The 26669-nt window shown below is 45.1% G+C and carries 23 protein-coding genes and 1 pseudogene; 7 read left to right on the forward strand and 17 right to left on the reverse strand.

Annotation, left to right across the window (positions count from 1 at the left end; all coding sequences use genetic code 11):
• Positions 1-72: 72 nt before the first annotated feature.
• The gene (locus NBH03_RS00655) at positions 73-288 is read right to left on the reverse strand and encodes a helix-turn-helix domain-containing protein (RefSeq protein WP_015513546.1); all 216 of its coding nucleotides are present in this window, start codon (positions 286-288) and stop codon (positions 73-75) included.
• A gap of 358 nt (positions 289-646) precedes the next feature.
• Between NBH03_RS00655 and NBH03_RS00660 the strand changes: the two genes are divergently transcribed.
• Positions 647-1714 (forward strand): ABC transporter substrate-binding protein, encoded by a 1068-nt coding sequence (locus NBH03_RS00660; protein ID WP_250795729.1) that lies wholly within the window; start codon positions 647-649, stop codon positions 1712-1714.
• 133 nt (positions 1715-1847) lie between these two features.
• Here the strand turns inward: NBH03_RS00660 and NBH03_RS00665 are convergent.
• Positions 1848-1931: pseudogene (locus NBH03_RS00665) on the reverse strand (acyl-CoA dehydrogenase family protein); the annotation flags it as partial.
• Here NBH03_RS00665 and NBH03_RS00670 point away from each other — a divergent pair.
• Complete coding sequence (locus NBH03_RS00670; protein WP_331476013.1) at positions 1914-2702, forward strand: electron transfer flavoprotein subunit alpha/FixB family protein; 789 nt, start codon at positions 1914-1916, stop codon at positions 2700-2702. The pseudogene NBH03_RS00665 and the gene NBH03_RS00670 sit on opposite strands and share 18 nt — an antisense overlap.
• A gap of 21 nt (positions 2703-2723) precedes the next feature.
• On the opposite strand, the gene NBH03_RS00675 is transcribed toward NBH03_RS00670, so the two are convergent.
• The 3 genes from NBH03_RS00675 to NBH03_RS00685 all read right to left on the reverse strand — a co-directional run bounded on the left by NBH03_RS00675 (position 2724) and on the right by NBH03_RS00685 (position 5315).
• Positions 2724-2906: a hypothetical protein gene (locus NBH03_RS00675; protein WP_250795736.1), complete on the reverse strand. Its 183-nt coding sequence runs from the start codon at positions 2904-2906 to the stop codon at positions 2724-2726.
• Positions 2907-2984: 78 nt separating this feature from the next.
• The gene (gene rlmD, locus NBH03_RS00680; RefSeq protein WP_250795743.1) at positions 2985-4355 is read right to left on the reverse strand and encodes a 23S rRNA (uracil(1939)-C(5))-methyltransferase RlmD; all 1371 of its coding nucleotides are present in this window, start codon (positions 4353-4355) and stop codon (positions 2985-2987) included.
• A gap of 18 nt (positions 4356-4373) precedes the next feature.
• The gene (locus tag NBH03_RS00685) at positions 4374-5315 is read right to left on the reverse strand and encodes a 3'-5' exoribonuclease YhaM family protein (protein ID WP_015513533.1); all 942 of its coding nucleotides are present in this window, start codon (positions 5313-5315) and stop codon (positions 4374-4376) included.
• Positions 5316-5468: 153 nt separating this feature from the next.
• On the opposite strand from NBH03_RS00685, the gene NBH03_RS00690 reads away from it, so the two are divergent.
• Together NBH03_RS00690 and upp are read left to right on the forward strand one after the other, a co-directional pair.
• A complete protein-coding gene (locus tag NBH03_RS00690; RefSeq protein WP_215689628.1) occupies positions 5469-7850 on the forward strand; it encodes an endonuclease MutS2 in 2382 nt (793 codons plus the stop codon).
• A 176-nt stretch (positions 7851-8026) separates the two neighbouring features.
• The gene (gene upp / locus NBH03_RS00695; protein ID WP_178438077.1) at positions 8027-8665 is read left to right on the forward strand and encodes a uracil phosphoribosyltransferase; all 639 of its coding nucleotides are present in this window, start codon (positions 8027-8029) and stop codon (positions 8663-8665) included.
• 227 nt (positions 8666-8892) lie between these two features.
• Here the strand turns inward: upp and uraA are convergent, their stop codons facing one another.
• The 12 genes from uraA to NBH03_RS00755 form a co-directional block, all read right to left on the reverse strand.
• Positions 8893-10152, reverse strand: a complete 1260-nt coding sequence (uraA, locus tag NBH03_RS00700; protein WP_250795750.1) for a uracil permease — start codon at positions 10150-10152, stop codon at positions 8893-8895.
• A 116-nt stretch (positions 10153-10268) separates the two neighbouring features.
• Positions 10269-10772, reverse strand: a complete 504-nt coding sequence (locus NBH03_RS00705; RefSeq protein ID WP_117526734.1) for a tRNA (cytidine(34)-2'-O)-methyltransferase — start codon at positions 10770-10772, stop codon at positions 10269-10271.
• Between the two features lie 2 nt (positions 10773-10774).
• The gene (locus tag NBH03_RS00710) at positions 10775-11956 is read right to left on the reverse strand and encodes an aminotransferase class I/II-fold pyridoxal phosphate-dependent enzyme (RefSeq protein WP_250795766.1); all 1182 of its coding nucleotides are present in this window, start codon (positions 11954-11956) and stop codon (positions 10775-10777) included.
• Entirely contained in the window at positions 11953-12438 is a 486-nt protein-coding gene (locus NBH03_RS00715; RefSeq protein ID WP_117526736.1) for an Lrp/AsnC family transcriptional regulator, read from the reverse strand. Before NBH03_RS00715 ends, NBH03_RS00710 begins: the two co-directional genes overlap by 4 nt.
• A gap of 66 nt (positions 12439-12504) precedes the next feature.
• Entirely contained in the window at positions 12505-13521 is a 1017-nt protein-coding gene (locus tag NBH03_RS00720) for an AIR synthase-related protein (protein ID WP_250795772.1), read from the reverse strand.
• Positions 13522-13572: 51 nt separating this feature from the next.
• The gene (locus NBH03_RS00725; protein ID WP_250795779.1) at positions 13573-15000 is read right to left on the reverse strand and encodes a VanW family protein; all 1428 of its coding nucleotides are present in this window, start codon (positions 14998-15000) and stop codon (positions 13573-13575) included.
• A gap of 174 nt (positions 15001-15174) precedes the next feature.
• Positions 15175-15912, reverse strand: coding sequence for a 3'-5' exonuclease (locus tag NBH03_RS00730; protein WP_015513523.1), 738 nt, complete (start codon positions 15910-15912; stop codon positions 15175-15177).
• On the reverse strand, positions 15905-17740 hold the full coding sequence (locus NBH03_RS00735) for a B12-binding domain-containing radical SAM protein (RefSeq protein ID WP_250795792.1): 1836 nt from the start codon (positions 17738-17740) through the stop codon (positions 15905-15907). The genes NBH03_RS00730 and NBH03_RS00735 overlap by 8 nt, the downstream gene beginning before the upstream one ends.
• A gap of 322 nt (positions 17741-18062) precedes the next feature.
• Positions 18063-19274: a threonine ammonia-lyase gene (gene ilvA, locus NBH03_RS00740; protein ID WP_215689663.1), complete on the reverse strand. Its 1212-nt coding sequence runs from the start codon at positions 19272-19274 to the stop codon at positions 18063-18065.
• Positions 19275-19569: 295 nt separating this feature from the next.
• On the reverse strand, positions 19570-19860 hold the full coding sequence (locus tag NBH03_RS00745) for a DUF1292 domain-containing protein (protein ID WP_015513520.1): 291 nt from the start codon (positions 19858-19860) through the stop codon (positions 19570-19572).
• Positions 19861-19951: 91 nt separating this feature from the next.
• Positions 19952-21160 (reverse strand): NADP-dependent isocitrate dehydrogenase, encoded by a 1209-nt coding sequence (locus tag NBH03_RS00750; protein WP_215689622.1) that lies wholly within the window; start codon positions 21158-21160, stop codon positions 19952-19954.
• A 96-nt stretch (positions 21161-21256) separates the two neighbouring features.
• Positions 21257-23560, reverse strand: coding sequence for a hydratase (locus NBH03_RS00755; RefSeq protein ID WP_250795799.1), 2304 nt, complete (start codon positions 23558-23560; stop codon positions 21257-21259).
• A gap of 329 nt (positions 23561-23889) precedes the next feature.
• Between NBH03_RS00755 and NBH03_RS00760 the strand changes: the two genes are divergently transcribed.
• The 3 genes from NBH03_RS00760 to NBH03_RS00770 all read left to right on the forward strand — a co-directional run bounded on the left by NBH03_RS00760 (position 23890) and on the right by NBH03_RS00770 (position 26536).
• Positions 23890-24597 carry a YetF domain-containing protein gene (locus NBH03_RS00760; protein WP_250795804.1) on the forward strand — a complete coding sequence of 236 codons (708 nt, stop codon included), beginning with the start codon at positions 23890-23892 and terminating at the stop codon, positions 24595-24597.
• 73 nt (positions 24598-24670) lie between these two features.
• Positions 24671-25111 carry a DUF3842 family protein gene (locus NBH03_RS00765; protein WP_015513516.1) on the forward strand — a complete coding sequence of 147 codons (441 nt, stop codon included), beginning with the start codon at positions 24671-24673 and terminating at the stop codon, positions 25109-25111.
• A 21-nt stretch (positions 25112-25132) separates the two neighbouring features.
• Complete coding sequence (locus NBH03_RS00770) at positions 25133-26536, forward strand: aminopeptidase (RefSeq protein WP_250795806.1); 1404 nt, start codon at positions 25133-25135, stop codon at positions 26534-26536.
• Positions 26537-26669 lie beyond the last annotated feature (133 nt).

Below are 26669 nucleotides of genomic sequence, written 5' to 3' on the forward strand. Positions count from 1 at the left end.
TTGATATGCTGCACAGGCTCCTCTTATCTCACCTTGTTCTTAATTCCGGCTACTAACGCCTTCAGAACCGACTTAGTTCTCCGAAGCTTCCTGTTCATTTTCTTTCTTCACTTTTTCATTCTGAATATAATACTCCATAAACTTCAGAACATATTTTGGCGCATTTCTCGTTCCGCGCTCCCACTCAGTGACTGTCCTGTAAGGAATCTCAAATGCCTCACAAAACTGTCTTCTGTTCATCCCTGTTATTTCTCTTAATTCTTTAATCTTCTGTTGGCACTCTGTCATAATCTCATTTTCCTCCTCAAATCACGCACATCCACAGACATATATAGCCTTGTATGTCTCCGATTCGCTCTTTAAAATATTACATCTTACGTCTATTATATCGCACTTTTGTATACTACACAATGTGTTTTAAATATTTTACACTCTTTATGTACTTTTCATAATTGCAGCCTATCATACAACTAACTTAATTTCAAATGATTTCCCTGTTGAATTGTTGCGTAAATAATGTTATAATTTAATTTATCGATTTAAAGCGCAACGCTTTAAACTGGCAGTTATATTTATATTTTTAAGAAGGAAAGTCAATCGTAATCTTCACATCACGATTCAGAAGTTACGTACAAGGAGGAAATGAATGAAAAAGGGAATTAGAAAAATGTTATCTGCCATTGTCTGTGCAGCTTTGGCTATGGGTTGCCTGGCAGGCTGCGGCTCCAACACCAACTCATCCGCAGCAAATACAACAACTGAATCAGCTGCAGAAAACACTTCAACAGCCGCAGCCGAAACTGCTTCCGACAGTACCGCAGCCGACGACAAAGTCTATCAGATTGCTATCTGCCAGCTCGTCCAGCACGATGCACTGGACAGAGCTACACAGGGATTCGAAGATGCATTGGTAAAGCTGCTCGGAGAAAATCATGTTGCATTCAATGTTCAGAACGCCCAGGGTGACTCCCAGACATGTGCAACCATTGCCAACCAGTTTGTCAACGGCGGTGTTGATTTGATCATGGCCAATGCAACAGCTGCCCTTCAGGCCTGCTCGAATGCCACATCAACAATTCCTGTTGTCGGCACATCTGTCACAAGTTTCGCCGCTGCACTGGATATTGAGCTGGATGCGAATGGCTGCACAGGCATCAATGTCACCGGTACCAACGATCTTGCACCGCTTGATCAGCAGGCACAGATCATTGCTGACCTTTTCCCGGATGTAAAACAGGTCGGTATCCTCTATTGTTCAGCCGAAGTCAACTCCGTTTACCAGGCAGAACATATCGCCGCTTATCTGGATGATCTGAATATTAAGCACAAGGATTTCAGTTTTTCAGATTCCAATGACCTGCAGGCCGTGACCAACAATTGTGTTTCTGAATGCGATGTGATCTACGTACCAACGGATAATGTTGTATCCAGCAACCAGTCCATTATCGACGCTGTTGCCCGTCCTGCAGGCGTACCGATCATCTGTGGTGAAGAAAGCCAGTGTACAGGCTGCGGCCTTGCCTCTCTCTCCATCGATTTCTATGATATCGGCTACCGTGCCGGTGAACAGGCCTATGACATCCTTGTAAACGGCAAGAATCCGGCCGAAATGCCTGTTGAAGACCCTCAGAGTCTGACACGCATTTACAATCCGCAGATTGCTTCTGATCTGGGCATCACCCTCGGCGATGATTATCAGGCCATTGAACAGTAGCCCAATGCCGGATTTTATGCTTTGAACGAATGCACGAAAAAGGCCTGTATGTGATAGGACATACAGACCTTTCTCTTTTTATCAAATAGGCGAGCTAACTTAATTATCTGAATAATGCGCCACCGACAATCAGTTACTGGATTTCATTTGTTCCTTCATAAATCTGAGTGATCTTGGCATCACGGAACATTCTTTCAACATGATATTCACATATGAAATCACGCATTATTTTCAAAACGTAAAAACTGATTATATTCTGCTGCCGTCTACGCCACTTTTTCGGGAAGCAGCTGCCGAAATGGCCGTACGTCTGTCCGCTTCACTGCTGACAGACTGCATTGCTTTAAGCGTTGACAATGGGCGTCTGCAAGGTCTCCGTCCCTCTCTCGACGGCAAAAGTTTTTCACATTATGCTTTTTCTGACGATCAACCGACAGTCATCGTTGTCAAAGGCACCGGCATCACAGAACCTCGTCAGAATTTACTTCAGAGCTGTGTCAAAGTTGCTGAACTTTCTGCCTCTGCTCCCGGTAATACTGCAGAAAAATGCCCAGGGAACCATGCTGCTCCCGGTAAAATTGTTTTTGTGAGAAAAATTATTCACGAAAATGTGTCAAAAGATATCAAAGACGCTCCACTCATTTTCGCCGGTGGCAGAGGCCTGATGAATGAACAGAGCTTTGAAGCATTGCGCAGACTGGCAGATTTCTTTGACGCCTCAGTGGGTGCCTCCAGACCTGTTGTTGACTGCGGCTGGGCAGGGCCTTCAGAGCAAATCGGCCAGACCGGCAGTTTCGTTCATCCCAAAGTATATCTGGCCTTCGGCATCTCCGGAGCTATCCAGCATCTGGCCGGCATGAAAAACAGTCAATGTATCATTGCGGTAAACACCAACCTGAATTCGCCAATCTTTCAATATTGTGATTACGGCATCCGAGGAGACGCCCACTCCATTATCCGTAATCTGCTGCGGATTCTGGCGGTTTGATAACAAAGGGCTGATTAGAAATCAACGACGCTTTTTATATTTTTCAGTGATTTCTTTTGTAATCTGTTCACGTGTCTTTTCGCCGGATGCCATAGCCCTTAAATTCTCATAGCAGGCTTGTGTCAATGGCATATCTTCAATAGCCATTGTCGCAGCAACCTGTTCTATCATTTTCTCATGCTTATCTCTTGATTTATTTGACATATCTGTATTCTCCTTCCGGCTGCCTTGTTAAACATATTATAGGTCAATTTTCATAATCTGTTAAATGGTCAAAACCGCCTATTTCCTCTCCAATAAAACGACAGTTTCTACATGAACCGAGTGCCCGAACATATCAACACACTGAACCTCTTTGACCTTATAATCCCTTTCTTCCAGATACTTCAGATCTCTGGCCAGTGTGGCCGGATCACAGCTGACATAGACCACCCGCTTTGGCTGCATCTGTGTGATACATGCCAGCAGGCTCTCGTCACAGCCCTTTCTCGGCGGGTCCACCACGATGATGTCTGCATGGATATGCTCACGTTCATAAGTCTGCGGCAGCACTTCTTCTGCCTTTCCCACATAAAATTCAGCATTATGTATATCATTGATTGCAGCATTGCGCTTGGCATCATCAATAGCCTGGGGAACAATTTCAACCCCATAGACCTGTTTGGCTTTCTTGGCCATAAAAAGTGAAATGGTACCGATACCGCAGTATAAGTCCCAAATAACATCATTTGGTCCCGGATTGGCAAACTTAAGGGCCGCTCCGTAAAGTTTCTCTGTCTGCACCGGATTCACCTGATAGAAAGATAGCGGTGAAATCTGATAACGGACATCACCAATATAGTCCGTAATATAATCCTGTCCCCAGAGTGTCACCACTTTACTACCAAGGATCACATTAGTCTTCTCCTGATTGATATTAAAGGAAATACTTGTCATCCCCGGAATCTCACGGAGGGCTTCTACCAGACTTTCACTGTGCGGCAGCTTTTTGCCGTTGATAATGAGACAGACCATGATCTCCTTTGTCTTAAAACCAACTCTTGTCAGAATGTGTCGAACAAGCCCTTTATGCGTCGTTTCATCATAAGGTGCAATATCATGATCCGTCATCCATTTTTTGACAATAACAAGCAGCTGCTCATTGACCGGTGCCTGAATACAGCAATGGGCAGAGTCTACAATAACATGCGTGTGACCGGCATAAAATCCTGTGACGATTTGTCCGTCTTTGCCAAGTCCCACCGGAAACTGTGCCTTATTGCGATAATAATATGGATGCTCCATTCCAATAATCGGATGCATCACATAATCTTCCACATGTCCCACACGGCTCAGCAGATTCCGGACCTTATTCTCCTTGAAAGCCAGCTGCCGTTCATAGGATAAATGCTGAATCTGACATCCGCCGCAGCTGCGGGCATGCGGGCACAGCGCCTCCACACGGTCCGGTGACGGTGTGATGATGCGCATCAGACGACCGTAACCGTAATGCTTCTTTGTCTTGATGACTTTGACCTCCGCTGTATCACCGATCAGTGCATCCTTCACAAAAAGTGTATAGCCATCCACCTTGCCGATACCGGAACCGTCTGTACTCAGATCTTCAATCTCGATTGTATATATATCATTCTTCTTGATTGTTTTTTTCTCCATCCCTGACTCCATTCCGTATTATTTGGACGTTCTTCTGATATTCGACTCAAAAATGCGGTTAAATCCAAGCCATTCCAGATTATCTTCTGAACGGTCGAAGATCTCTGTCATCGTCTCCATACGGGCATCTGTATTGTCCGCCAGATTCAGCGCCATGGCTTCCATCAGTGCCGGTTTCTTCGGTGAACCGTATTCCAACTCACCGTGATGGGCCACGATACAATGCTTCAACTCGTTGGCCAATACAACAGGGAATCCCGGAATCTCACGGATGGCGTCATGGATCATCTCCACACCTGTCACAATATGGCCGATGAGCTGTCCCTCATCAGTATAATCATTGGATGGGAATAAGGATAATTCCTTTGTCTTGCCAATATCATGACAGATAGCTGCTGTGATCAACAGATCATGGTTCAGATGCGGATAACGGGTTGTATAAAAATCACAGAGTTTTGTTACACTAAGTGTATGTTCAAGCAATCCACCCACAAAACCATGATGAATGCTCTTCGCTGCAGAATGCTCCTTAAAAGACTTGATAAATGCTGTATTCTTTACAAAGAATAATTCCAGTAATTCATGCAGATGCGGTTCTTTGACGCTATCTACATATCCCATCAGCTCTTTGTACATATCTTCTATACTATAGCGGCTGCACGGCATATAATCTGCAGGAATATATTCGCCCTCTTTGGCACGGCGGATACGGCGCAGATTCAGCTGCAGTGATCCCTGGAAAGAAGTCACCTGTCCTTCTACCTTGATAAAGTCCATCGGCTCAAAATATTCAATGCCCGGTGTCAATTCCCAGACCTTAGCATCCACTGTACCGGTCTTATCCTGAAGCATCATAGAATAATAGCTCTTTCCTGCCTTCGTCTTCAATGTCTGTTTTGTTTTGCACAAATAAATATCTGAAATCATATCGCCTGATTTTAATTCGTTAATATATCTCATACTCTCCCTCTGCCCGCTCTTTGCGGGGTTCTGCCTTTCTAATTCATCAATGTTTTCAATACTATAGTATATCAGACTTTTGCCCTTCCGAGAAGACGAAAAGTTTGACAACAAGGCCGTTATGCTTTACTATTATTTTGGAGGTTTTTACTTATGAATGAAAAAGCATTGCGTATTCTCGAATACCCTAAAATTATAGATATGCTTACCGGCTATGCCAGCTCCCCTATGGGCAAGGAGCTGTGCCGTAATCTGATGCCTTCCTCTGATATTTCTGAGATTCTTCAGGGACAGATGGAGACCAGTGACGCCCTGACCCGTGTCATGAAAAAGGGCAGTCTCTCCTTCTCCGGCATCCGTGATATCCGCGGCTCCCTGCTCCGTCTGAAGGTTGGCAGTACCGTCGGTATGGCTGAACTGTTGAATATCGCTGCCACTCTGGATGTGGCACTGCGTGCGAAATCCTACGGACGCCGTGAAGCCGATGATGAAGATCAGGATTCGCTGGAGGGCCTTTTTGCACAGATTGAACCACTGTCGAATCTGAACCACGAAATCCGTCGATGCATTATAGATGAAGAAACCATGGCGGATGATGCCAGTCCAACATTGAAATCCATTCGCCGCCAGATCAAACTGACCAACGAACGCATCCACTCACAGCTGGCATCTATGGTTTCTTCCCAAAATATCGGTTCCAAACTGCAGGACAACCTGGTCACCATGCGAAACGGCCGCTACTGCCTGCCTGTCAAGGCTGAATACCGTTCACAGGTGCAGGGTATGATCCACGACCAGTCCTCCACCGGCTCCACACTGTTCATTGAACCCATGGCTGTTGTCAAGCTGAACAACGATCTGCGGGAACTCGGCAGCAAGGAAAAGGAAGAGATTGAACATATTCTGGATACTTTAAGTGAACTGGCAGGTGAATCCGCTGTTATGCTGGAACAGGACATTGCGGTTCTGACACGTCTGGACTTTATTTTCGCTAAGGCTTCCCTGTCCCGTACCTACAATGGCAGCGAACCTGTTTTCAATGAGAATGGCTATATTCACATCAAGAAAGGCCGTCATCCCCTTCTGGACAAGAAGAAGGTTGTTCCAATCGACCTGATTCTCGGCAAGGATTACCGGATGCTTATTGTCACCGGCCCAAATACCGGCGGTAAGACCGTCTCTCTGAAAACGGTCGGTCTTTTCACACTGATGGGGCAGGCAGGTCTTCATATTCCGGCATTTGATCATTCGGAACTGGCGATTTTTGACGATGTTTTTGCAGATATCGGCGATGAACAGAGCATTGAGCAGAGCCTCAGTACTTTCTCATCCCATATGACAAATATTGTCAGAATACTGAATGCGGCCGACGCCAAGACACTGGTGCTTTTCGATGAGCTTTGCGCCGGTACAGACCCGACAGAAGGTGCCGCTCTGGCCATTGCTATTTTGAAAACGTTACTGAACCGACATGTCACCACCATGGCCACTACCCATTACAGCGAATTGAAGGTATTTGCCCTGACAACGGATCAGGTCTGCAATGCCTGCTGCGAATTTGACGTGGCAACCCTGAGTCCGACATACCGCTTACTCATCGGCATTCCCGGCAAAAGCAATGCCTTTGCCATCTCCGGCAAACTCGGCCTTCCGGCTCATATTATTGAGGAAGCCAAGAAGAATATTGATGTTCAGGAACAGAATTTTGAAGAACTGATTGCTGACCTGGAAACAAGCCGTGCCACCATTGAGAAAGAGCAGGAAGAATTATCCGCTTACAAGGCTCAGGTGGAATCCCTGAAGAAACGTCTGGAAGAAAAGCATGACAACATTGCCAAACAGAAAGAACGGATTCTCAACGAAGCCAATGAAAAAGCCCAGAACATTCTTCAGGATGCTAAGGATTATGCCGATCATACCATCCGTACTATGAATAAACTGTCGAAATCCGGCGGTGTGGATATGAAAGCCCTTGAACAGGAGCGAAGCCGTGTCCGTGACAAGCTGAATCAATCCAACAACCGCAAGAAAGCTGCGCCGACTGCCCAAAAGGCCAAGGTCTATGCAGCTTCTGATTTCAAGCAGGGGGATTCCGTCCATGTTCGCAGCCTTGACTTAAAAGGCACCGTTGTCTCCCAGCCAAACAGCAAAGGTGAACTGTCGATCCAGATGGGCATTCTCAAATCCCGTATTCACTTCAGTGATCTGGAGCCAATTGACGAAGAAGTCATCAACACACCGATGATCAATAAGACCGGCTCCGGCAAGATCAAGATGAATAAAGCGGCCCATGTCAATACTTCCATCAATCTGATCGGTGAAACCGTTGATGAAGCCATGATTGATCTGGACAAATATCTCGATGATGCTTATCTGGCCCACATACCGAATGTCACCATCATCCACGGCCGCGGCACAGGCGCTCTGCGAAAAGCTGTCCACGAAAAACTGCGCAAGAGCAAATATGTCAAGAGTTATCGTCTTGGAACATTTGGTGAGGGTGAGACCGGCGTTACCATCGTCGAATTTAAGTAATTGGCAGCCCATTGTGCATGCCGACTCAAAACAGCTGTAAAAATAAAAATTGTCATGATTTATCATTGAAAAAATGTACATTTTCACGTACACTATCATTGGAATAATTTTGCCTGAAGGAATGGCAAATGAATAACATAAAACTATAAGAGAAATGTTGATTAAAGGAGAGCATTATGGAAAAATTTGAAAACGTTACTTATTTTAACCATCCACTGATCCAGCACAAAATTTCTATCCTCAGAAAAAAAGAAACCGGAACAAACGAATTTCGTCATCTGGTAGAAGAGATTGCTATGCTGGAAGGTTTTGAAGCCCTCAATGACCTGCCTCTGGAAGAAGTTGAAATCGAAACACCGATTGAAAAATGCAAGACACCAATGATCGCAGGCCGTAAGTTGGCTATCGTTCCGATTCTGCGCGCAGGTCTCGGTATGGTTGAAGGTATCCTTGCTCTCGTTCCATCTGCAAAAATCGGCCATATCGGTCTCTACCGTGACGAAGAAACCTTCGAGCCTCATGAATACTACTGCAAACTGCCTAGCCCGATAGAAGAACGTACCATCGTTGTCTGCGACCCAATGCTGGCAACAGGCGGTTCTGCTATTGATGCCATCACCATGATCAAGAAACATGGCGGCAGAAACATCAAATTCATGTGTATTATCGCTGCTCCTGAAGGTGTCAAAGCTCTTCACGAGGCACATCCGGACGTTCAGATCTACATCGGCCATCTGGATCGCTGCCTGAACGAACATGCCTATATCTGCCCTGGACTTGGCGATGCAGGCGATAGAATTTTTGGTACGAAATAGTTTATAGTTTCTTGGTTTCAATATCGTAGTCTTTGAGCAATTTGGACGGAGAATTTGATTGACCTCTCGCTGTCGGCCTCGAATGTTGGGATAAATATGATGACGAAACGCTCATTTTCTAGGATAGAACATAAAAAATAGCAGTTCAAAACAGGCCGCTCTCGCTGCCGGTTCTGAACTGCTATTTCTTTATGTTCTTCTAAGAATCAACTTGCGTTTCGCACATTTTATTCGTCTCTATCGTTCGTCAGTTTCAGTTTGTCCAGAATATAGAATGCCAGACCCATGATCATACCAACAACACAGGCCAGTACCATACCTGTCAATTGAATGCTTCCGAGCTGTACGGAAATGCCTGAGAGACCTGTAACGAATACAACGGCTGTCATAGCCTGATTACGGGATTTGCCGTAATCTACCTGTGCATCTACAAGGATACGGATACCGGATGCACCGATCATACCATAGAGCAGGAATGAGATTCCTCCGATAACCGGTCCCGGAATCGTACTGATGAGTGTTGTCATCTTGCCGATAAAGGAACAGATGATAGATAGTACCGCTGCACCGCCGATAACGTAAACACTGTAAACCTTTGTCATAGCCATAACGCCGATGTTCTCACCATAAGTTGTTGTCGGAACAGAACCGATAAAACCGGAGAGCATCGTTGAAAAGTTATCTGCAAATAAAGAACGGTGCAGACCAGGATCCTTCAGCAAATCTCTTCCCACGATCTTGCTTGTAACGATCTGATGTCCGATATGCTCGGAGGTGATAACTAACAGAACAGGAAGTACAATAGCAATGGCCTGCATATTGAACTTCGGTGTCTGGAAGTTCGGAAGGGCAAACAACGGCGCCGCTGCCACTTCTGAGAAGTCAACAATACCGCATGCCAGAGAAGCCACGTAACCGGCAATAATAGCGATCAGAATCGGAATAACGGACAAAAATCCACGGAATACGACAGAACCGATAACGGCTGTCAAAAGTGTCACCAGAAAAACAATGATATTGGCCGGAAGAAGCACTTCATCCTTCAGGCCTGCATTAGAAGCTGCCGTACCTGCCAGTTCCAGACCAATAAGAGCAACAACAGGGCCCATTGCTGCCGGAGGCAGAACCACATTGATCCACTCAGAACCAAACTTGTAAATAATCAATGCCAGAACACAGCCGCAGAAGCCGACGGCCACGAAACAACCCAGGGCATAATCATAGCCCCATTTGCTGATAACGATACCTGCCGGTGCCAGAAATGCAAAACTGGAGCCCAGATAAGCCGGCGCACGTCCCTTTGTGATTAAAATAAACAGCAGCGTACCAAGACCATTCATAAACAACACGATTGCCGGATTAATACCAAACACGAACGGAACAAGCACAGATGCACCGAACATGGCGAACATATGCTGAATACTGAGCGGAATCAGCAGCTTTACAGGGACTTTCTCATCAACCTGTATAATTCTTTTGTTTTCCATAAAAGTTCTCCTCTTCTCTGTAGCGTCTCAAGATTCTTCACTATTATATACGAAAGACGTCAAATAGAAAAGCCCTTATTTATATTACCAACAAATTTAAGCACTTGATATTTTCGTCACTCTTCGTGCCAATGCAGTCTGTGCAGATGCCCCTGCAGTTCCATCTGCGCAAACTGATGCTGTCTGAGGGCCTCATACAGCACAATGGCCACTGAATTGCTCAAGTTCAATGAACGTATGTTGTATTCCATCGGGATACGCATACAATAATCTTCGTATTTCACAAGAATTTCTTCCGGGATACCGGCACTTTCCTTGCCAAACATCAGATAACTGTCCGGCTCATAGGCCACTTCCGTGTAAATATGTCTGGCCTTTGTTGTTGCCATATAAAGCTTGCCGATACAATCCGGATTCTTCTCAAGAAAATCTTCAAAATTCTCATACACTTCATAGTTCAGGTGCGGCCAATAGTCCAGTCCCGCACGCTTAACCATCTTGTCCGTAATTTCAAAGCCCAGCGGCTTTATCAGATGCAGTTTGGTACCGGTGGCCACACAGGTTCGTCCGATGTTGCCTGTGTTGGCAGGCATCTCCGGTTCCAGTAAAACAATATTCATACTCATAGATTTTTCTCTTTTCTCACCCAGCTGACAAAACGTGCCATACGGTCTGTCGCTTCTTTTAATTCTTCAAGAGAATAGGCATAGGAAATTCTCAGGAAACCCTCGCCGCTGTCTCCGAATGCTGTACCCGGAACAACTGCTACTTTTTCCTTCTTCAATAATTCTTCCGCAAATTCATCTGAGGTCATGCCCAGGCTCTTGATGCTTGGGAAAATATAAAAAGCGCCGAATGGTTCAAAGCAGTCCAGTCCCATCTCCCTGAATGTATGTACAAGGAAACGTCGGCGCTGATTGTAGGATTCACGCATCATGGCTACATCATCATCACCATTGCGAAGAGCCTCCACAGCCGCATACTGGCTGGTTGTCGGTGCACACATAATGGCGAACTGATGAATTTTCAGCATCTGATGCAGAATCACATCCGGTGCGCAGGCATAACCGAGACGCCATCCTGTCATGGCATAAGCCTTTGAAAAACCGTTGATAAGAACCGTTCTCTCCTTCATGCCAGGCAGGGATGCAATGGATGTATGCGGATATTCATAAGTCAGTTCACTGTAAATTTCATCACTGATAACGAAAATATCATGCTTCACGCACAGTTCGGCAATGGGCTTTAGGTCTTCCTCTGTCATAATGGAGCCTGTCGGATTGTTCGGGAAAGGCAGCACCAGAATCTTTGTCTTTGGTGTGATCGCAGCTTCCAGTTCTGCTGCTGTCAGTTTAAATTCATTTTTTTCCTGAAGATTAATAATCACAGGCACACCATCCGCCAGCACAACGCACGGCTGATAAGAAACATAACTTGGCTGCGGAATAATGACCTCTTCACCGGGATTGAGCATGGCGCGCATGGCAATATCAATGGCTTCAGAACCGCCCACTGTCACCATAATTTCGTTCGCAGGGTCATATTCAACATGGCATTTACGTTCCAGATAAGCACTGATTTCTTCCTTCAGTTCCTTCAATCCGGCATTGGATGTATAAAATGTACGGCCTTTTTCCAGAGAATAGATACCTTCCTCACGGATATGCCACGGTGTATCAAAATCCGGTTCACCCACACCAAGAGAAATGACATTCGGGTCATTCATTTCTACGACAAGATCAAAAAACTTACGGATGCCGGAAGGTTTAATGTCTATGACTTTATCGGATAATGGGTTTCTCATGGTGTGATCAGCTGCCTTTCTTTCTTATTTGTCTCAGAAACCATGATTGTACCGTGATCTTTGTATTTCTTCAGTACAAAATGGGTTGCTGTGCTTGTCACGGATTCCAGTGTGGAAAGTTTTTCGGAAACAAATGCAGACACCTGTTTCAAAGTCTTGCCTTCCAGCATCACACAGAAATCATAAGCACCGGACATCAGATAGACAGTGTCCACTTCAGGGAAGTTGTAAATACGCTCAGCAATATGGTCAAAACCATGACCTCTCTGAGGTGTCACGCGCACTTCGATCAATGCTACAACTTTTTCACGATTTGTCTTATCCCAGTTAATGATTGTATGATAACCGCAAATCGTCTTGTCTGATTCCATCTCATAAATGGCTTTTGCAACTTCTTCTTCAGGTTCACCCAGTACAATTGCAAGATCCTTGATGCTGATCTTGCTGTTTTTTTCTATGACAGATAAAATCTTCTCTTTCATTTCATTCATTTTCTCATACCCCTTTTCTATGATTGCTATAGATGATCAAATCCAGCTGTCTGCTTTCTATGATTCAGATTTTGCCTGATTCAGACTCTCATATCGAAATGGCTCCAGAAAGCGCACTTCTTCATCGTTTAAAACCACCCGGTCATTATCATCAGTCAGATGTCCGATGATAACAGCCGGGATGCCCGCGGCAGCCAGCTCCGCCAATACTTTCTGACCATGCGTGGCCGTCAGAAGCACTGCGCCTGCTGACATCAGCTGATATGGGCTGATATTAAAATAATCACAAATCTCCACTGTCTCCTGCCTGAGCGGTACTTCCTTCAGCTGAATACGAGCTCCGAGCCCTGCATTCTCCGCCAGTTCCCATACAGCTGTATAAACACCGCCTTCGCCGCAGGCATACATACTTCTCACTCCGGCTGCCGCTGCCGCTTTGACAGCTGATACAGCCGAAATTGTATCTCCTGTATAATCCGCTTCCATCACAGGACTCAAAAATACAGGATTAAAATGCCGCTCCAGCTCTGCCTGACCGGCAAAAGCCAGCTTTGCCGCACCATAATCGCCTGCATAACCAGCCATGATAATATCCTGGTCCGCCTCGGCCTTTTCCGGTTCAAAAAGGCCTCCGGCTTCCCCAATAGCTGTTGCTGTAATGACAGTTTCCGTCAAACCCGGAACCGCAGCTACATCCGCCTGCACGGATGTTATATGAAGCTTCCCGCAGCTCTCAGAAACCGATCCCATCAGTGCTTTGATGGATTTCTCCGGTAATTCCGCGGATACGATCAACTGTATATTCACAGCCAGCGCATAGGCGCCTGCTGCTGCCAGACGATTGACTGCCAGATGCACCGCACCTGCTGCTGCCAGCTGATTGCCTGTCAATGTCGCAAAAGCCGTCAGCATCGCTTTATCACTGTCCGCCGCAAAATATAATATATCCCTTCCGCCGATGCGATTGTCCCCCGCACCCGGCACATTTCTCTCTATTACTTTCCTTACAGAACGTTTGTAAATTGTGTCTGTCACCTTGCCGTAATCCAGCATATCCCAACTCCTGATATTCATTCTCTATTGACCATCGAATGCTCCGCAGTTCAAACCGACGCTGCGCATACATCACTCATTCTTCTTGTCGCCGCTTGTATTATCTGCCTCTTCCTTCTGATCGCTATTGTCATCACTGCTTTCCTTCTTCGTACCGACAGTAATATACCTAGGAGACGCACTGTAATAACTTGTGTTGATCCAGACGGTATCCTGAAGGCTTCCGTCCACGTAAATCTTCTTATAAAACGATGCCACATAGCCGTCATGGGCGCTCTGTGTCACTTCCTGCCATCCCTCCGGCTGTGTATCATCCTTGGTAATGACATCATCCCCGGGCTTAATGGTCTTATCTGTCACACTGGTAAACTCAATGCTTCGATTGGAAGCTCTTGTCTCATGCCCGTAAATGTTCACATAGATTTGTCCGCCGTACGTATAGGCTTCAATATAAACCGGTGCATCCAGATTATTTCTGAATCTGAAATCCACACCGCCCTCCGCAACCGTGGCATCTGCGCCAAGGGGCACATATCCAACAGTCAGACCATGATTGGAACGCTCAACCACTTCCAGTTCCGCTCTCAAAACGGCATTATACATCGTGGATGAAACCTGGCAGATACCGCCGCCGGTACTTGGTACTACCCGACCGCCTGAATAGCCGGTGGCTTGATAATAGCCATTCGCCGCCGTAAAAGGTGTTACATGATTCAAAAAAGAAAATGTATCCCCAGGATAGACGACCGTCTCATCGACCAGCGATGCACCGTTGGCAATATTGGCAATACGATTGCTGCTGGATGACGAATAATCTGTTGAATAACCGCCGAGAAGATCTGTCACCTGTTTCAACTCATCACTTGTATGAGCCGCTTTCGTCTCTTCAACCACAGCATCCAGTTTCTGACTGGATCCGTCCCAGCCATCGCCTAACGCCTTTTCAACTTCAGCTGTTGTGGCATCTGTATCCACTTTCACCCCTGTTACATCATCTGTAATGATAAACTCACCGGAATGGCGCACCAGTGACGCATTCTCAGCCTCTTTATTATACGGCTCTGTCTTCTCACTGATAACTTCCTTCAGTTTGTTATGATCATATTCAAACTTCAATGTAAATTCAGCTTTATTATTCTTCACATCTGACAGCTCTTTGTAGCGCCTGATCAAATTGCCCTTTGTGCCGATCTGACATATATCCTGCACAACTGTACTGTCCGCCGCATGCATATCAAAATCCTTGTAGGCAAAAGTGACATCTTCCCCTGAAACAGTTAATGTCACGGAACCGCCGCAAACTTCATCCATATACTGCTGCAGCTTATCTTCTGCCGCCTTCACCGTCAGGCCGCCAAGTTCCATACCATTGACAGTGACCCCCTCCGGCACTTCATGATTTTCATCAACCGTCTCAGCATAAACCATTCTGCCGGCTGACACGGTGAACGTCATTGCCATTAACAGTCCCAGTATTCCTTTCCAAGCTTTTTTCATCATATGTCCCCCACAGGCTCTCTCTATCCTGTCAGTCTTCGGTTTCAATACATCTCATGTTATTCAACGCCCTGTCTGAATAACTGCACATTCTAAACGAACTGGATAACCATGCTCAGAACCATGGAAATTACAATCAATGCAACAATAATCGTTGAAATAATCTTTGTTGTCTTTTTATTCATTTCTATCACTCCTATTAAAACGCTTCATGCGTCCATACTGAAGAATCGTTTTATCAATCCAACGGGACGCTTCACTCATTGTCATCTGCTCCATTGCATCGTTAAACTCTATTTTATGATATTTACATAAATCCTTCAAGTAGGCTTTTTGTTTTTTTGTCATGGGCTGCTGCTTTTTTGCCTTAAAGCCCATCTTCTCCGGTACAAAAAGCTTCGGCTCCGATGTTTCAAAATAATGGGCCAGCGTCTGATACAATTTAGCCGTCGCCAATGCATCATGGTAAGCACGATGTGCGGAACTGTTGATAATACCGTAATGTTCACACAATGCGCCCAGACTTCTCGACGGCAGATCCTTATGTACAGTTTTAGCAATCTTTAAAGTATCAATACCCTCATGCTCAAAAGGCAGATGGTACTTTTCGGCAGCCATTTTGGTAAAACGATAATCAAACCCCAGATTATGACCGACAACCACATAATCTTCGCAAAAATCGACAAAATCTCCCACAACCACCTGCAGATTTCTCGCCCCGGCCAGCATGTCATCCGTAATGCCGGTCAATTCGGAAATCTGCTGCGTCAGCTTCTGATGAGGATTAATAAACTCCGAAAAACGGTCTGCCACTTTCCCCTGAATGACCTTCAGGGCGCCGATTTCTATGATCGTGTCTTTATCCGGAGACAGTCCTGTCGTCTCCAGGTCAAATACCACATAATCTTTAACCATTTGCTGTTTCCTCCATTTCAGCATTGCATTCCGACACAGAAATTGCCGTCATCTTTGCTGCATACGTTAATGGATTTCTCTCTTTATAATCAAACAGCAGTACTTCCGGTTTTCCTGTCCATTGCCCGGATGCCGCCGTTGCACGGATATCCATGGCAAATCCTTCCATATGGGTCATTCGCTTCATCTGGCGGGCCGTGCATCCCTCATAGGATGGCAGATACCTTTCTGTCATTTCCCGATTCCTGTAAAAATCTTCACACAGCGGACGATAAAGAATCTCATGTGCCCATTCCGGCCGCGACTTAAGATTCTCTCTGGCATAGAGATCGTAAAGCATGGTGGCTTTCAGAATTTCTATGGCATCACCGTGTACCTCTTGAATATCCTTCTTTTTATCAGCTGCAGCCATATCATTGACCACTTTCCCCAGATGCCGTTCCTCTGCAAACTGCAGCAAAATATCATATCGCTGCATTCTGCCATGCTGTACTTTGCCAAATCCGCACTGCTCGTAAAACGCTGCCAGATCTTCAAAGAAATCAAAAGGTGCCTTATAAAAATGCATAAGATATGTCACAGACTGCTCAAACTGATGGCTGTTGTAATAAATCTCCACCATTTCTTCCACACCTTTTAACTTCAGAATATCATCATAACTCATCCAGTCTGTTTTCATCACCTCATACGGCGCCTTTTTTCGATAAACAATGCCATATGTTTCAGCCATATCATACATCCTGGAACCTTTTAATACCTTTAAAAAGCCCAACTGCAGCTGTTCCGGCTCCATCTGATACACATCATTAAAAGACTGTCTGAATCTGTCATAATCTTCATATGGCAGTCCGGCGATCAGATCCAGGTGCTGATGAATATTATGTCCGACATTCACGGTATGCACAGCCTTTGCCAGGCGATCCAGCCGCATGGTCCTGGAAACCTCCTGAATCGTCGCGTCATTGGTGGACTGGACACCGATTTCCAGCTGAACCAATCCCGGACGCATATCTGACAGAATCGCCAGCTCCTCATCATCCAGCAGATCCGCACCGATTTCAAAGTGGAAATTCGTTATACCGTTGTCATGGGCTTTGATATAACGCCAGATAGCCATAGCGTGTTTCTTATTGCAGTTAAAAGTTCTGTCCACAAATTTGACCTGCGGCACCTCATGATCAATGAAAAACTGCAGTTCCTTTTCCACAAGGGCCATATCTCTTAAACGCACCTTCTTGTCCACGGAAGACAGACAATAACTGCATGAAAATGGGCATCCTCTGCTTGTTTCATAATAAATAATCTTATTCTTGAAATCATTCATATCTTCATAGACAAAAGGTACCTTGTTCAGATCCATGACTTCACGCCAGCCGTTATCCACCAATTGTCCGTTTTCACGGTAAACAATCCCCCGAATATCCTCAAGCTTTCCACTGCCGTCAATATAGTACTGCATCAATTCATGAAATGTCTCTTCTCCTTCACCACGAATAACGCCGGTCACTCCCGGATTTCGCTCCAGACATTCCGCAGCATCATAAGATACCTCCGGACCACCGAACCAGATCGGCATATCCGGCCTTATCTGATGCAAAAGTTCCGTCAGTTCCTCCACCATTCCCATATTCCATATATAACAGGAAAAAGCGACCATATCCGCTTTCTCCTTGTAAAGATCTGCCAGTATATCTTCTGTATACTGATTGATCGTATATTCTTTGATCTGAATCTGTTCTTTATATTCATCTGAAAAAGCCCGCAGACTGCACACTGCCAGGTTGGCATGAATATACTTGGCATTGATCGCTGCCAACACAATCTTCATTCTCTATCCCTCAGTTCATTTCTACATTTCTATTCTATGACTTATACATTTTCAGCCATTATGTCTTTTCTGTTTATCTCTTCTTCATCCATCACTCGCTTATCGGTCAGTCCCAAATTCAGTAAGCGCTTTGCGAATATCACTCATCTATTATAGGTCATCTCTCATAGAATACGCAATACTTTCTTTGCCATTGCATCTTTACATCAATTTTGCTGAAATAAAACAGGCCCTTTAAATTTTCAGTCCAATAGATAAACGGGGAACAAATGATACTTTTCATTTGCTCCCCGTTTCATATGTTTAAATCCTATTCTGTATTTTATAAGTTCGGACGAATCTGTTTTGGCTTATAACCGGCTTCTTCCAATGCCTGTATAATCTCTTTCTTATGCTCTGTACCAAAGGCTTCCAGTGTGATCTTCAGTTCCACTGCTGCACTTCTGTTAGTGCTAAAGAACTGATTATGATCCAGCTTGATCACATTACCGCGCTTGTCAGCGATAACCTGTGATACGCGGACCAGTTCACCCGGCTTATCCGGCAGAAGAACAGAGATGGTAAAGATTCTGTCCCTTGCAATAAGACCATTCTGGACAACAGATGACATGGTGATAACATCCATGTTGCCGCCGCTCAAAATAGAAACGACTTTCTTGCCCTTCACATCTAAATGCTTCAGCGCTGCAACAGTCAAAAGGCCTGAGTTCTCAACAATCATCTTATGATTCTCAACCATATCGAGAAAGGCAACAACCAGTTCTTCATCATCCACTGTGATAATGCCATCCAGGTTCTTCTGGATATATGGGAAAATCTTGGTACCCGGTGTCTGAACCGCTGTACCATCTGCGATAGTATTGACCGGTGAAACCGTTGTCACTTTGCCATTCTCAAGGGATGCTTTCATACAAGCTGCACCGGATGGCTCAACACCGATGACTTTGATATTGTTCTTCAGCATCTTGGCCAGTGTGGATACGCCTGTTGCCAGACCACCGCCGCCAATTGGAACAAGAATATAATCTACCAGTGGCAAATCCTGAATCACTTCCATAGCGATTGTTCCCTGTCCTGTTGCTACGCGCAGATCATCAAATGGATGAATAAATGTATAACCATGCTCTGCTGCCAGTTCATAAGCTTTCTCACATGCCTGATCGTAAACATCACCGTAAAGAACCACTTCTGCACCATAAGCCTTTGTACGCTCTACCTTGATCAGCGGTGTGGTCGTCGGCATGACGATAACAGCCTTTACACCATAACACTGCGCCGCATAGGCAACCCCCTGTGCATGATTGCCGGCAGATGCCGTAATCAGACCTCTCTGTCTCTCTTCCTCTGTAAGCGTACCGATTGTGTAATAAGCACCTCTCAGCTTGTAGGCACCTGTCAGCTGCATATTCTCTGGTTTAAAATATATCTTATTGCCTGTGTGATCACTGAAATATTTGCTGTAAATCAGACCTGTTTCCTGTGTCACTTTCTTCACTGCCTCACAAGCTGCCTCAAAAGCAGGTAAAGTCAGCATATTCTTCTCAGCCTCTGTAATCTCACGAGACTTGATCTTATTGATCTTCTCTTCTAATGTCAATTCAGCACCCGTTGCCAAATCCTGTTTCTTTGTATTCTCTGCCATAATGCTTCTCCTAGTTAGATTATGCAAGTCAAAAACTCAGTGGACTTATCATTCCACTGGGATATAAAATATTGTACGGTTTATAATTATACAAAATATTCCAAAAGAAATCAAACAAAAATATCCTGACATTCAAGCTCAAAGCCTGTCCTGCCAGGATATTTCGCTCATACAACTATTGATTTAATTAATCCAGTTCAGCATAAAAGTCAACAACTGCGCTGTATTTTTCAGGATCCTCGATGACGTTCAGAATGACTTCATCTTCTTCACAGGATTCATCCATGATTGCTTTCATAAACAGCATGCCATCCGGATCTGTGTTGATATTGTCTCCTTCGATTTCACCGAGTAAAACGAATTTTTCAGTCTCCATCTCGAATTCATCCAAGATGGCAAATTCTACTTCGCTGCCATCTTCCATTTCAAGTGTCACTGTATCAAATTCGTCCATTTCTTCGTTTTCTTCGATTCCCATTTGTCTCTCCTTTATTTAAGACTTTCCCGCCGCCTTCATTAATATTAAAGATGGCAGGCTGCCTTTTGTTCGATTTTTAATAAAGCGTCTATTATAATGCTGCTTCCAGCGTCTTTCTGATGGCTTTAATGAATTCTTCACTGTTGGCAACTGTCACATCTTTCATGGTTGTGATCAGTGCCAGGTCTTTGGTCATTGTACCATTCTCAATCGTATCGATGGTTGCTTTCTCCAACTTGTCGGCAAAAGCCATCAGTTCAGGAATATTATCCAGTTCACCACGTTTTCTCAGAGCGCCGGTCCATGCAAAAATGGTTGCTACAGAGTTTGTAGATGTTTCTTCGCCCTTCAGGTATTTATAATAATGTCTCTGAACAGTACCATGAGCAGCTTCATACTCATAAGTGCCATCCGGTGCAACCAGAACAGATGTCATCATCGCCAGAGAACCAAAAGCTGTAGCTACCATATCGCTCATAACATCGCCATCATAGTTCTTGCAAGCCCAGATATAACCGCCCTCTGAACGAATGACACGGGCAACTGCATCATCAATCAGTGTATAGAAGTATTCAATGCCTGCTGCATCAAATTTCTCTTTGTATTCTGCATCAAAGATTTCCTGGAAAATGTCTTTGAATGTATGGTCATATTTCTTGGAAATGGTATCTTTTGTTGCAAACCAGAGATCCTGATGGGTGTCCAGTGCATAATTAAAGCATGCTTTGGCAAAGCTTTCGATGGAAGCGCAGATGTTGTGCTGCCCCTGAATAATGCCCGGTCCATCAAACTGGTGAATCAGTTCACGTGTCTCTTCACCGGCTTCATTGGTATAAACAAGTTCCGCCTTGCCTGCTGCAGGAATCTTCATCTCTGTTGCCTTATAAACATCACCATATGCATGTCTGGCAATAGTAATTGGTTTCTTCCATGTTCTGACTGTTGGTTCAATACCTTTCACAACGATTGGCGCACGGAAAACAGTACCATCAAGAATGGCACGGATCGTACCATTCGGGCTCTTCCACATTTCTTTCAGATTGTATTCTTTCACACGAGCAGCGTTCGGTGTGATTGTTGCACATTTGACAGCAACACCGTATTTCTTTGTTGCCATGGCAGAATCAATGGTTACCTGATCGTTGGTCTGATCTCTGTACTCCAGCCCCAGATCATAATATTCTGTCTTCAGATCAATAAATGGAAGAAGCAGTTCGTCTTTGATCATCTTCCAGAGAATTCTTGTCATCTCATCGCCGTCCATCTCAACCAACGGTGTTGTCATTTTAATCTTGTCCATCGTCATGTCCTCCCGTAATATGTGAAGTTCAGACCGACAGCGGCAAAAGCTACCGCCGGCCTGTCTCAATATAGTAGCATTGACTTACTCAGTCTCTTAAGCCTCTTTATAGTAGTTGATCAGACAACCTGCAAGAATGATCTTGCGTTCATCATCTGTCAGTTCACCCATCTTCAATGTAATCGGTTTCATCTCTTCGCCCACAACATAAGCAGGAATATCTGTCAGCTTATCCTCAATCGCCTTTCTAATGCCAGGAATGAAAATATAGTCATCGTTGGCAAACGGCAGCTCATCTTCAGGATAGATAAATGGCAGCATGCCCCAGTTGATCAGGTTGGAACGATAACGCTTTGTTGCATAGCCTTTAGCAATATTGGCCCATCCGCCAAGTACCTTCTGACATGAAGCAGCCTGTTCACGGGCAGAACCATCCCCCGGCTTCACCGCATAAATCGTACTGCCTACAGCTGTTTTCTTCGCATCCATATCCGGGAATGCTTTCTTGATATTCTCAATAACTGCTTTGACTTCATCAGACAGTTCTGTACCGCCGGAGCATGGGCATCCGCCGGCCTGTCTTGCCTCTTCAAGTGCACGAACAGCCTTTGCACGACCCACATAAGCAGGATCTTTTCTTGATAATGTAAATTCAGCCAGACCAAGCGGGTTGGATCTGAAGGAAGATGTTTCACCGGATGGAATCAATTCATCGGTTGTTGTAACCGGATCATGGATTTCGGATACAACCTTAACGATCAGATCATCTGTCAAAGCGGTCATTGCAGGCCAGTCCTTGATGTTTGGTCCAAAATGGATCTCCACTTCAGGATGAGCCACACCCTTGCTGTCATAAACTCTGTTGTCATAAATCGTCTTATCAAAATGATATTTTGGATGCTTGTATTCAATATCTGCCAGATCGGTTGCAGGTGTCAGGAATCCTTTATTAGCTGCTGTTGCTGCGATAGAACGGGCATCCATCAGTGCAACAGAAGCTACCTGGCCATTCTGAAGCTTGGAACCTTCACGGTTCGGGAAGTTACGTGTTGTGTGACGGATACTGAAAGCATTATTCGCCGGTGTGTCACCAGCACCAAAGCAAGGACCGCAGAAAGCTGTCTTCAGAACGGTACCTGTTGCAAGCAGATCAGCTGCCACGCCGTTTCTCAGCAGTTCCATATAAATTGGTGTACTTGCAGGATAAACATTCATGGTAAACTTGTCTGAACCGATGCTGCGGCCTCTCATAATATCCGCTGCATCGCAGATGTTCTCGAATCCGCCGCCGGCACATCCTGCGATAATACCCTGGTCACAGTATAACTTGCCGTCAACAATCTTGTCCTTCAATGTGTAATCAACGGCACCGTCAAAGCTGACTGCTGCACGTTTTGCCACATCATCCAGAATATCTTCAAGATTGGCATTCAACTCCTCAATTGTATATGTATTGCTTGGATGGAACGGCATTGCAATCATTGGTTTGATGGCGCTGAGATCAACCACAACCATACCATCATAGTAAGCAACTTTTCCAGGATTCAGTTCTTTGTAATCTTCCGGTCTGTTATGCAATGCATAAAATTCTTCGATCTTGTCATCTGTACGCCAGATAGAAGACAGACAGGTTGTCTCTGTTGTCATAACATCGATACCGATACGGAATTCTGCACTCAGATTGGAAACACCTGGTCCTACGAATTCCATGACTTTGTTGTTCACATAGCCGTTGGCAAATACTTCACCGATAATCGCCAATGCCACGTCCTGAGGGCCTACGCCCTTCATCGGTTCGCCCGTCAGATAAATGCCGACTACCCCAGGCATATTGATATCATACGTTCTGCAAAGCAGCTGTTTGGCCAATTCGCCGCCGCCTTCACCGATAGCCATTGTACCAAGGGCACCGTAACGTGTATGACTGTCAGACCCCAGAATCATGCCGCCGCAGGTTGCCAGCATTTCACGGGCAAACTGATGGATGACTGCCTGATGTGGCGGTACATAAATGCCGCCGTATTTCTGGGCACATGTAAGCCCAAACATATGGTCATCTTCATTGATCGTGCCGCCGACTGCACAAAGACTGTTGTGGCAGTTCGTCAGTACATACGGAATCGGGAATTTCTCAAGTCCGCTTGCCCTTGCAGTCTGAATAATGCCGACAAACGTGATATCATGGGATGTCATCTTGTCGAACTTGATCTTTAACTGCTCTTTTGAATCAGAAGTGTTATGAGCCTGCAAAATATTGTAAGCCATTGTCTGTGCCGCTGCATCCTTCTTCTCCGGCACATATCCGAGTTTTGAATTAAGAATTGTCGTACTATCAGCAGTATCTTCAACAATTTCCTGTCCGTTTAACAGCCAGGCACCGTTTTGAAGTAATGTAATCATAGAACCTCCTGTCCTTGCTTTGCAAGTTATTTCAAAGCAATTTGCATCAATATTGGCTTAAATTGAATTTATTATACACTTAAATCCAGTCCTCTTGCAACTGTTCCGGTGTATTTTTGCAAAATCTTTTATATACGATGTCATTAAGTAATCATTTGTGCTGCCCGATGTCATCCCCATTGGTGATATAAACGAGCATCACTATAAAACAACTGCATAGTTTTTCCTGCACACACACATATTATTAATGCCATTGTTAAATTCACGTATAATCAAGCAAATGATTTTCTATTTTTAGATGATGGTTAAAATTTTTTGGAGGTTTTCTTATGGATATCTTAAACGTCATTCTTCTCTCACTTTTCTCCCTGATTGCCCTTTTCATCCTCACCAAACTCATGGGCTACCGGCAGATGTCTGAAATGAGCATGTTTGATTATATCAACGGCATCACTATTGGCTCTATTGCCGCTGAAATGGCCACCTCCCTTGAAAAGGACTGGTGGCTGCCCCTGACTGCCATGGTCGTTTATGCCCTGGCCGCCATTGTTCTTTCCTATATTTCCGTCAAATCCATGGCCGCCCGTCGAGTGATCTCCGGCAAACCTTTGATTCTGATGGACCATGACACGATCTATGAAAAGAATCTCTTGAAAGGCAAAATAGATTTATCCGAAATGCTGCTGCAATGTCGGGTCAACGGCTATTTCAATTTGTCGGATCTGCAGACAATCCTATTGGAACCCAATGGCCGTATGAGTTTCCTTCCAAAATCCGACAAACGTCCCGTCATTCCCGAAGATATGTCTATGACTCCTGAACAAGAATTCCTTGTGGCTAATGTGATCATTGACGGTCACATTATGGAGAGAAATCTGCAGCACGCCGGCAAAGATATCCAGTGGCTGAATAAACAGATGCATGCCCAGAATATTTCTAATCTGAGGGAAGTTTTGCTGGCTACCTGCGACATGAATAATCAAGTGACTTTCTATCAGAAAACCCATCAGGAAATGACAAGAGATATTCTGGATTAACGTCGGCATCATTGCTTTTTTTCCCTTTTTAAGCTATACTAAGAACAATGATTTTAACCTGAAAGGAAGAAACATGCAAAAGAAAAATATATTAATCAGTGTGATCGACGGTCAGGGCGGCGGCATCGGCAGACAATACATTTCTGCCCTTACCTCTGTCCTTCCAAAGGATCTGCCTGTCACCATCCGTGCACTGGGGACCAACTCCCTGGCCACATCCAACATGCTCAAAGGCGGTGCGAATGATGGTGCGACAGGCGAGAATGCCATCGTCCTCAATGCAGGACGCTCCGATATTATCGTGGGCGTTGTTGCTATTGTTGTTGCCAATGCCATTCTTGGCGAATTAACACCGACTATGGCTCAGGCTATCGGGGCCAGCAATGCCCGACGGATTCTGATTCCTTTCGACAGCTGCAATACCCGTATTGCCATGCTGTCCAACGGGCCGCTTCAGGCCTTTATCGACCAGGCCGTTCGCATGACAACGGACTATGTCGGCGAATTATTATAATAAACTAAGGAGATTTTTACAATGGAAAACACAAATGAAAAGACTGCCGGACAGAAGCTCCAGGAAGAACTGACATGGAAGTTCCCTTCTGTTGCCCTGGAAGCTCCGGAACGTGTCAAAGAAGCTTATGATTTCTGCGAACCTTACAAAGCATTTTTATCCGAAGCCAAGACAGAACGTGAATGTGTAGCAAAAGCCGAAGCAATGTTAAAAGAAGCCGGCTACACAGAATTCGACCCGAAGGCTTCCTACCAGCCTGGAGATAAGGTTTATTTCAACAACCGCGGCAAAGCGATTATCGCTTCTACCTTCGGTACTGCACCTTTAGATGAAGGTGTTCGTCTGAATGCCGCTCATATCGATGCACCGAGACTGGATTTAAAGCCAACGCCTGTTTATGAGAAGAATGATATTGCTTACTTCAAGACCCATTATTACGGCGGTATCCGCAAATACCAGTGGGCAACAATTCCTCTTTCTCTTCACGGTGTGATCTACAAGAAAAACGGCGATGCCGTTATCGTGAATATCGGTGAAGATCCTGCCGATCCTGTTTTCTATATCAGTGATCTGCTTCCGCATCTGTCAGCAAGACAGAATCAGCGTTCCCTGGCTGAAGGTATTAAAGGTGAAGAACTGAATATTCTCATCGGTTCCATCCCTTATCCTGAGAAAGGCTTAAAGGACCCTGTGAAGTTAAAAGTTCTTCAGATCCTGAATGAGAAATACGGTATTGTTGAAGCAGATTTCTATCGTGCTGAACTTGAAATTGTTGCCGCAGGCCCTGCCCGTGATGTTGGTTTTGACAGAAGCCTGATCGCATCTGCCGCTCATGATGACCGTGTATGTGCTTATCCGGCACTCCGTGCAGAGTTGGATACACTGCATCCTACATATACAACTGTAACCATCCTCACCGACAAGGAAGAAATCGGTTCCGTCGGCAATACAGGCCTTCACTCCGATTATGTTCGCCATTATCTTGAATATCTTGCCGAAAATGCAGGTGTTTCTTATAAAGACATGATCCAGCATGCACTGTGCCTGTCCTCAGATGTCAGTGCTGCCTTTGACCCGACATTCCCTGATGTCTATGAAGCAGGCAACTCCTGCTACCTTGGTAAAGGCTGTGTTCTGACCAAATACACAGGTGCAAGAGGCAAGAGCGGCTCCAGTGACGCCAGTGCAGAGACCATGTCCAAAGTCATCGGTATCATGGAAGCCAACAATGTTTACTGGCAGGCCGGAGAACTTGGCAAAGTCGATGAAGGCGGCGGCGGTACTGTTGCACAGTTCATCGCAGGTATGAACATCGATGTTGTCGATCTGGGCGTACCGGTTATGTCCATGCATGCACCGATGGAAATCGTATCCAAGATGGATGTTTACGAAGCCTACAACGCATTCGTGGCATTCTATAAGTAAAATTGTTTGTGAATACTCAATAGTCCTTGAAGGGAATAAAAATAATCGTCCACAGGCAGAAGCACCTGCCCGTGGACGATTATTTTTATTCCCTGGCTATTCTTTTATCCGGCGTGTGAGAAAGATAACCGGA

It is taken from the genome of Coprococcus intestinalis, assembly GCF_023656595.1.
GTDB classification, from domain to species: domain Bacteria; phylum Bacillota; class Clostridia; order Lachnospirales; family Lachnospiraceae; genus Coprococcus_A; species Coprococcus_A intestinihominis.

Bases quoted from the DNA above. Each gene is read 5' to 3' on its own strand.
- NBH03_RS00710 (WP_250795766.1), bottom strand. From the start codon at position 11,956: ATGAGAAACCCATTATCCGATAAAGTCATAGACATTAAACCTTCCGGC.
- NBH03_RS00750 (WP_215689622.1), bottom strand. From the start codon at position 21,160: ATGGACAAGATTAAAATGACAACACCGTTGGTTGAGATGGACGGCGAT.
- NBH03_RS00755 (WP_250795799.1), bottom strand. From the start codon at position 23,560: ATGATTACATTACTTCAAAACGGTGCCTGGCTGTTAAACGGACAGGAA.
- uraA (WP_250795750.1), bottom strand. From the start codon at position 10,152: ATGGAAAACAAAAGAATTATACAGGTTGATGAGAAAGTCCCTGTAAAG.
- NBH03_RS00690 (WP_215689628.1), top strand. From the start codon at position 5,469: ATGAATGAAAAAGCATTGCGTATTCTCGAATACCCTAAAATTATAGAT.
- NBH03_RS00720 (WP_250795772.1), bottom strand. From the start codon at position 13,521: ATGAATATCAGGAGTTGGGATATGCTGGATTACGGCAAGGTGACAGAC.
- upp (WP_178438077.1), top strand. From the start codon at position 8,027: ATGGAAAAATTTGAAAACGTTACTTATTTTAACCATCCACTGATCCAG.
- ilvA (WP_215689663.1), bottom strand. From the start codon at position 19,274: ATGCTGACTTTACCTGCTTTTGAGGCAGCTTGTGAGGCAGTGAAGAAA.
- NBH03_RS00715 (WP_117526736.1), bottom strand. From the start codon at position 12,438: ATGAAAGAGAAGATTTTATCTGTCATAGAAAAAAACAGCAAGATCAGC.
- NBH03_RS00730 (WP_015513523.1), bottom strand. From the start codon at position 15,912: ATGGTTAAAGATTATGTGGTATTTGACCTGGAGACGACAGGACTGTCT.
- NBH03_RS00675 (WP_250795736.1), bottom strand. From the start codon at position 2,906: ATGTCAAATAAATCAAGAGATAAGCATGAGAAAATGATAGAACAGGTT.
- NBH03_RS00765 (WP_015513516.1), top strand. From the start codon at position 24,671: ATGCAAAAGAAAAATATATTAATCAGTGTGATCGACGGTCAGGGCGGC.
- NBH03_RS00725 (WP_250795779.1), bottom strand. From the start codon at position 15,000: ATGATGAAAAAAGCTTGGAAAGGAATACTGGGACTGTTAATGGCAATG.
- NBH03_RS00760 (WP_250795804.1), top strand. From the start codon at position 23,890: ATGGATATCTTAAACGTCATTCTTCTCTCACTTTTCTCCCTGATTGCC.
- NBH03_RS00770 (WP_250795806.1), top strand. From the start codon at position 25,133: ATGGAAAACACAAATGAAAAGACTGCCGGACAGAAGCTCCAGGAAGAA.
- NBH03_RS00735 (WP_250795792.1), bottom strand. From the start codon at position 17,740: ATGAAGATTGTGTTGGCAGCGATCAATGCCAAGTATATTCATGCCAAC.
- NBH03_RS00705 (WP_117526734.1), bottom strand. From the start codon at position 10,772: ATGAATATTGTTTTACTGGAACCGGAGATGCCTGCCAACACAGGCAAC.
- NBH03_RS00745 (WP_015513520.1), bottom strand. From the start codon at position 19,860: ATGGGAATCGAAGAAAACGAAGAAATGGACGAATTTGATACAGTGACA.
- NBH03_RS00670 (WP_331476013.1), top strand. From the start codon at position 1,914: ATGATATTCACATATGAAATCACGCATTATTTTCAAAACGTAAAAACT.
- NBH03_RS00685 (WP_015513533.1), bottom strand. From the start codon at position 5,315: ATGAGATATATTAACGAATTAAAATCAGGCGATATGATTTCAGATATT.
- NBH03_RS00660 (WP_250795729.1), top strand. From the start codon at position 647: ATGAAAAAGGGAATTAGAAAAATGTTATCTGCCATTGTCTGTGCAGCT.
- NBH03_RS00655 (WP_015513546.1), bottom strand. From the start codon at position 288: ATGACAGAGTGCCAACAGAAGATTAAAGAATTAAGAGAAATAACAGGG.
- rlmD (WP_250795743.1), bottom strand. From the start codon at position 4,355: ATGGAGAAAAAAACAATCAAGAAGAATGATATATATACAATCGAGATT.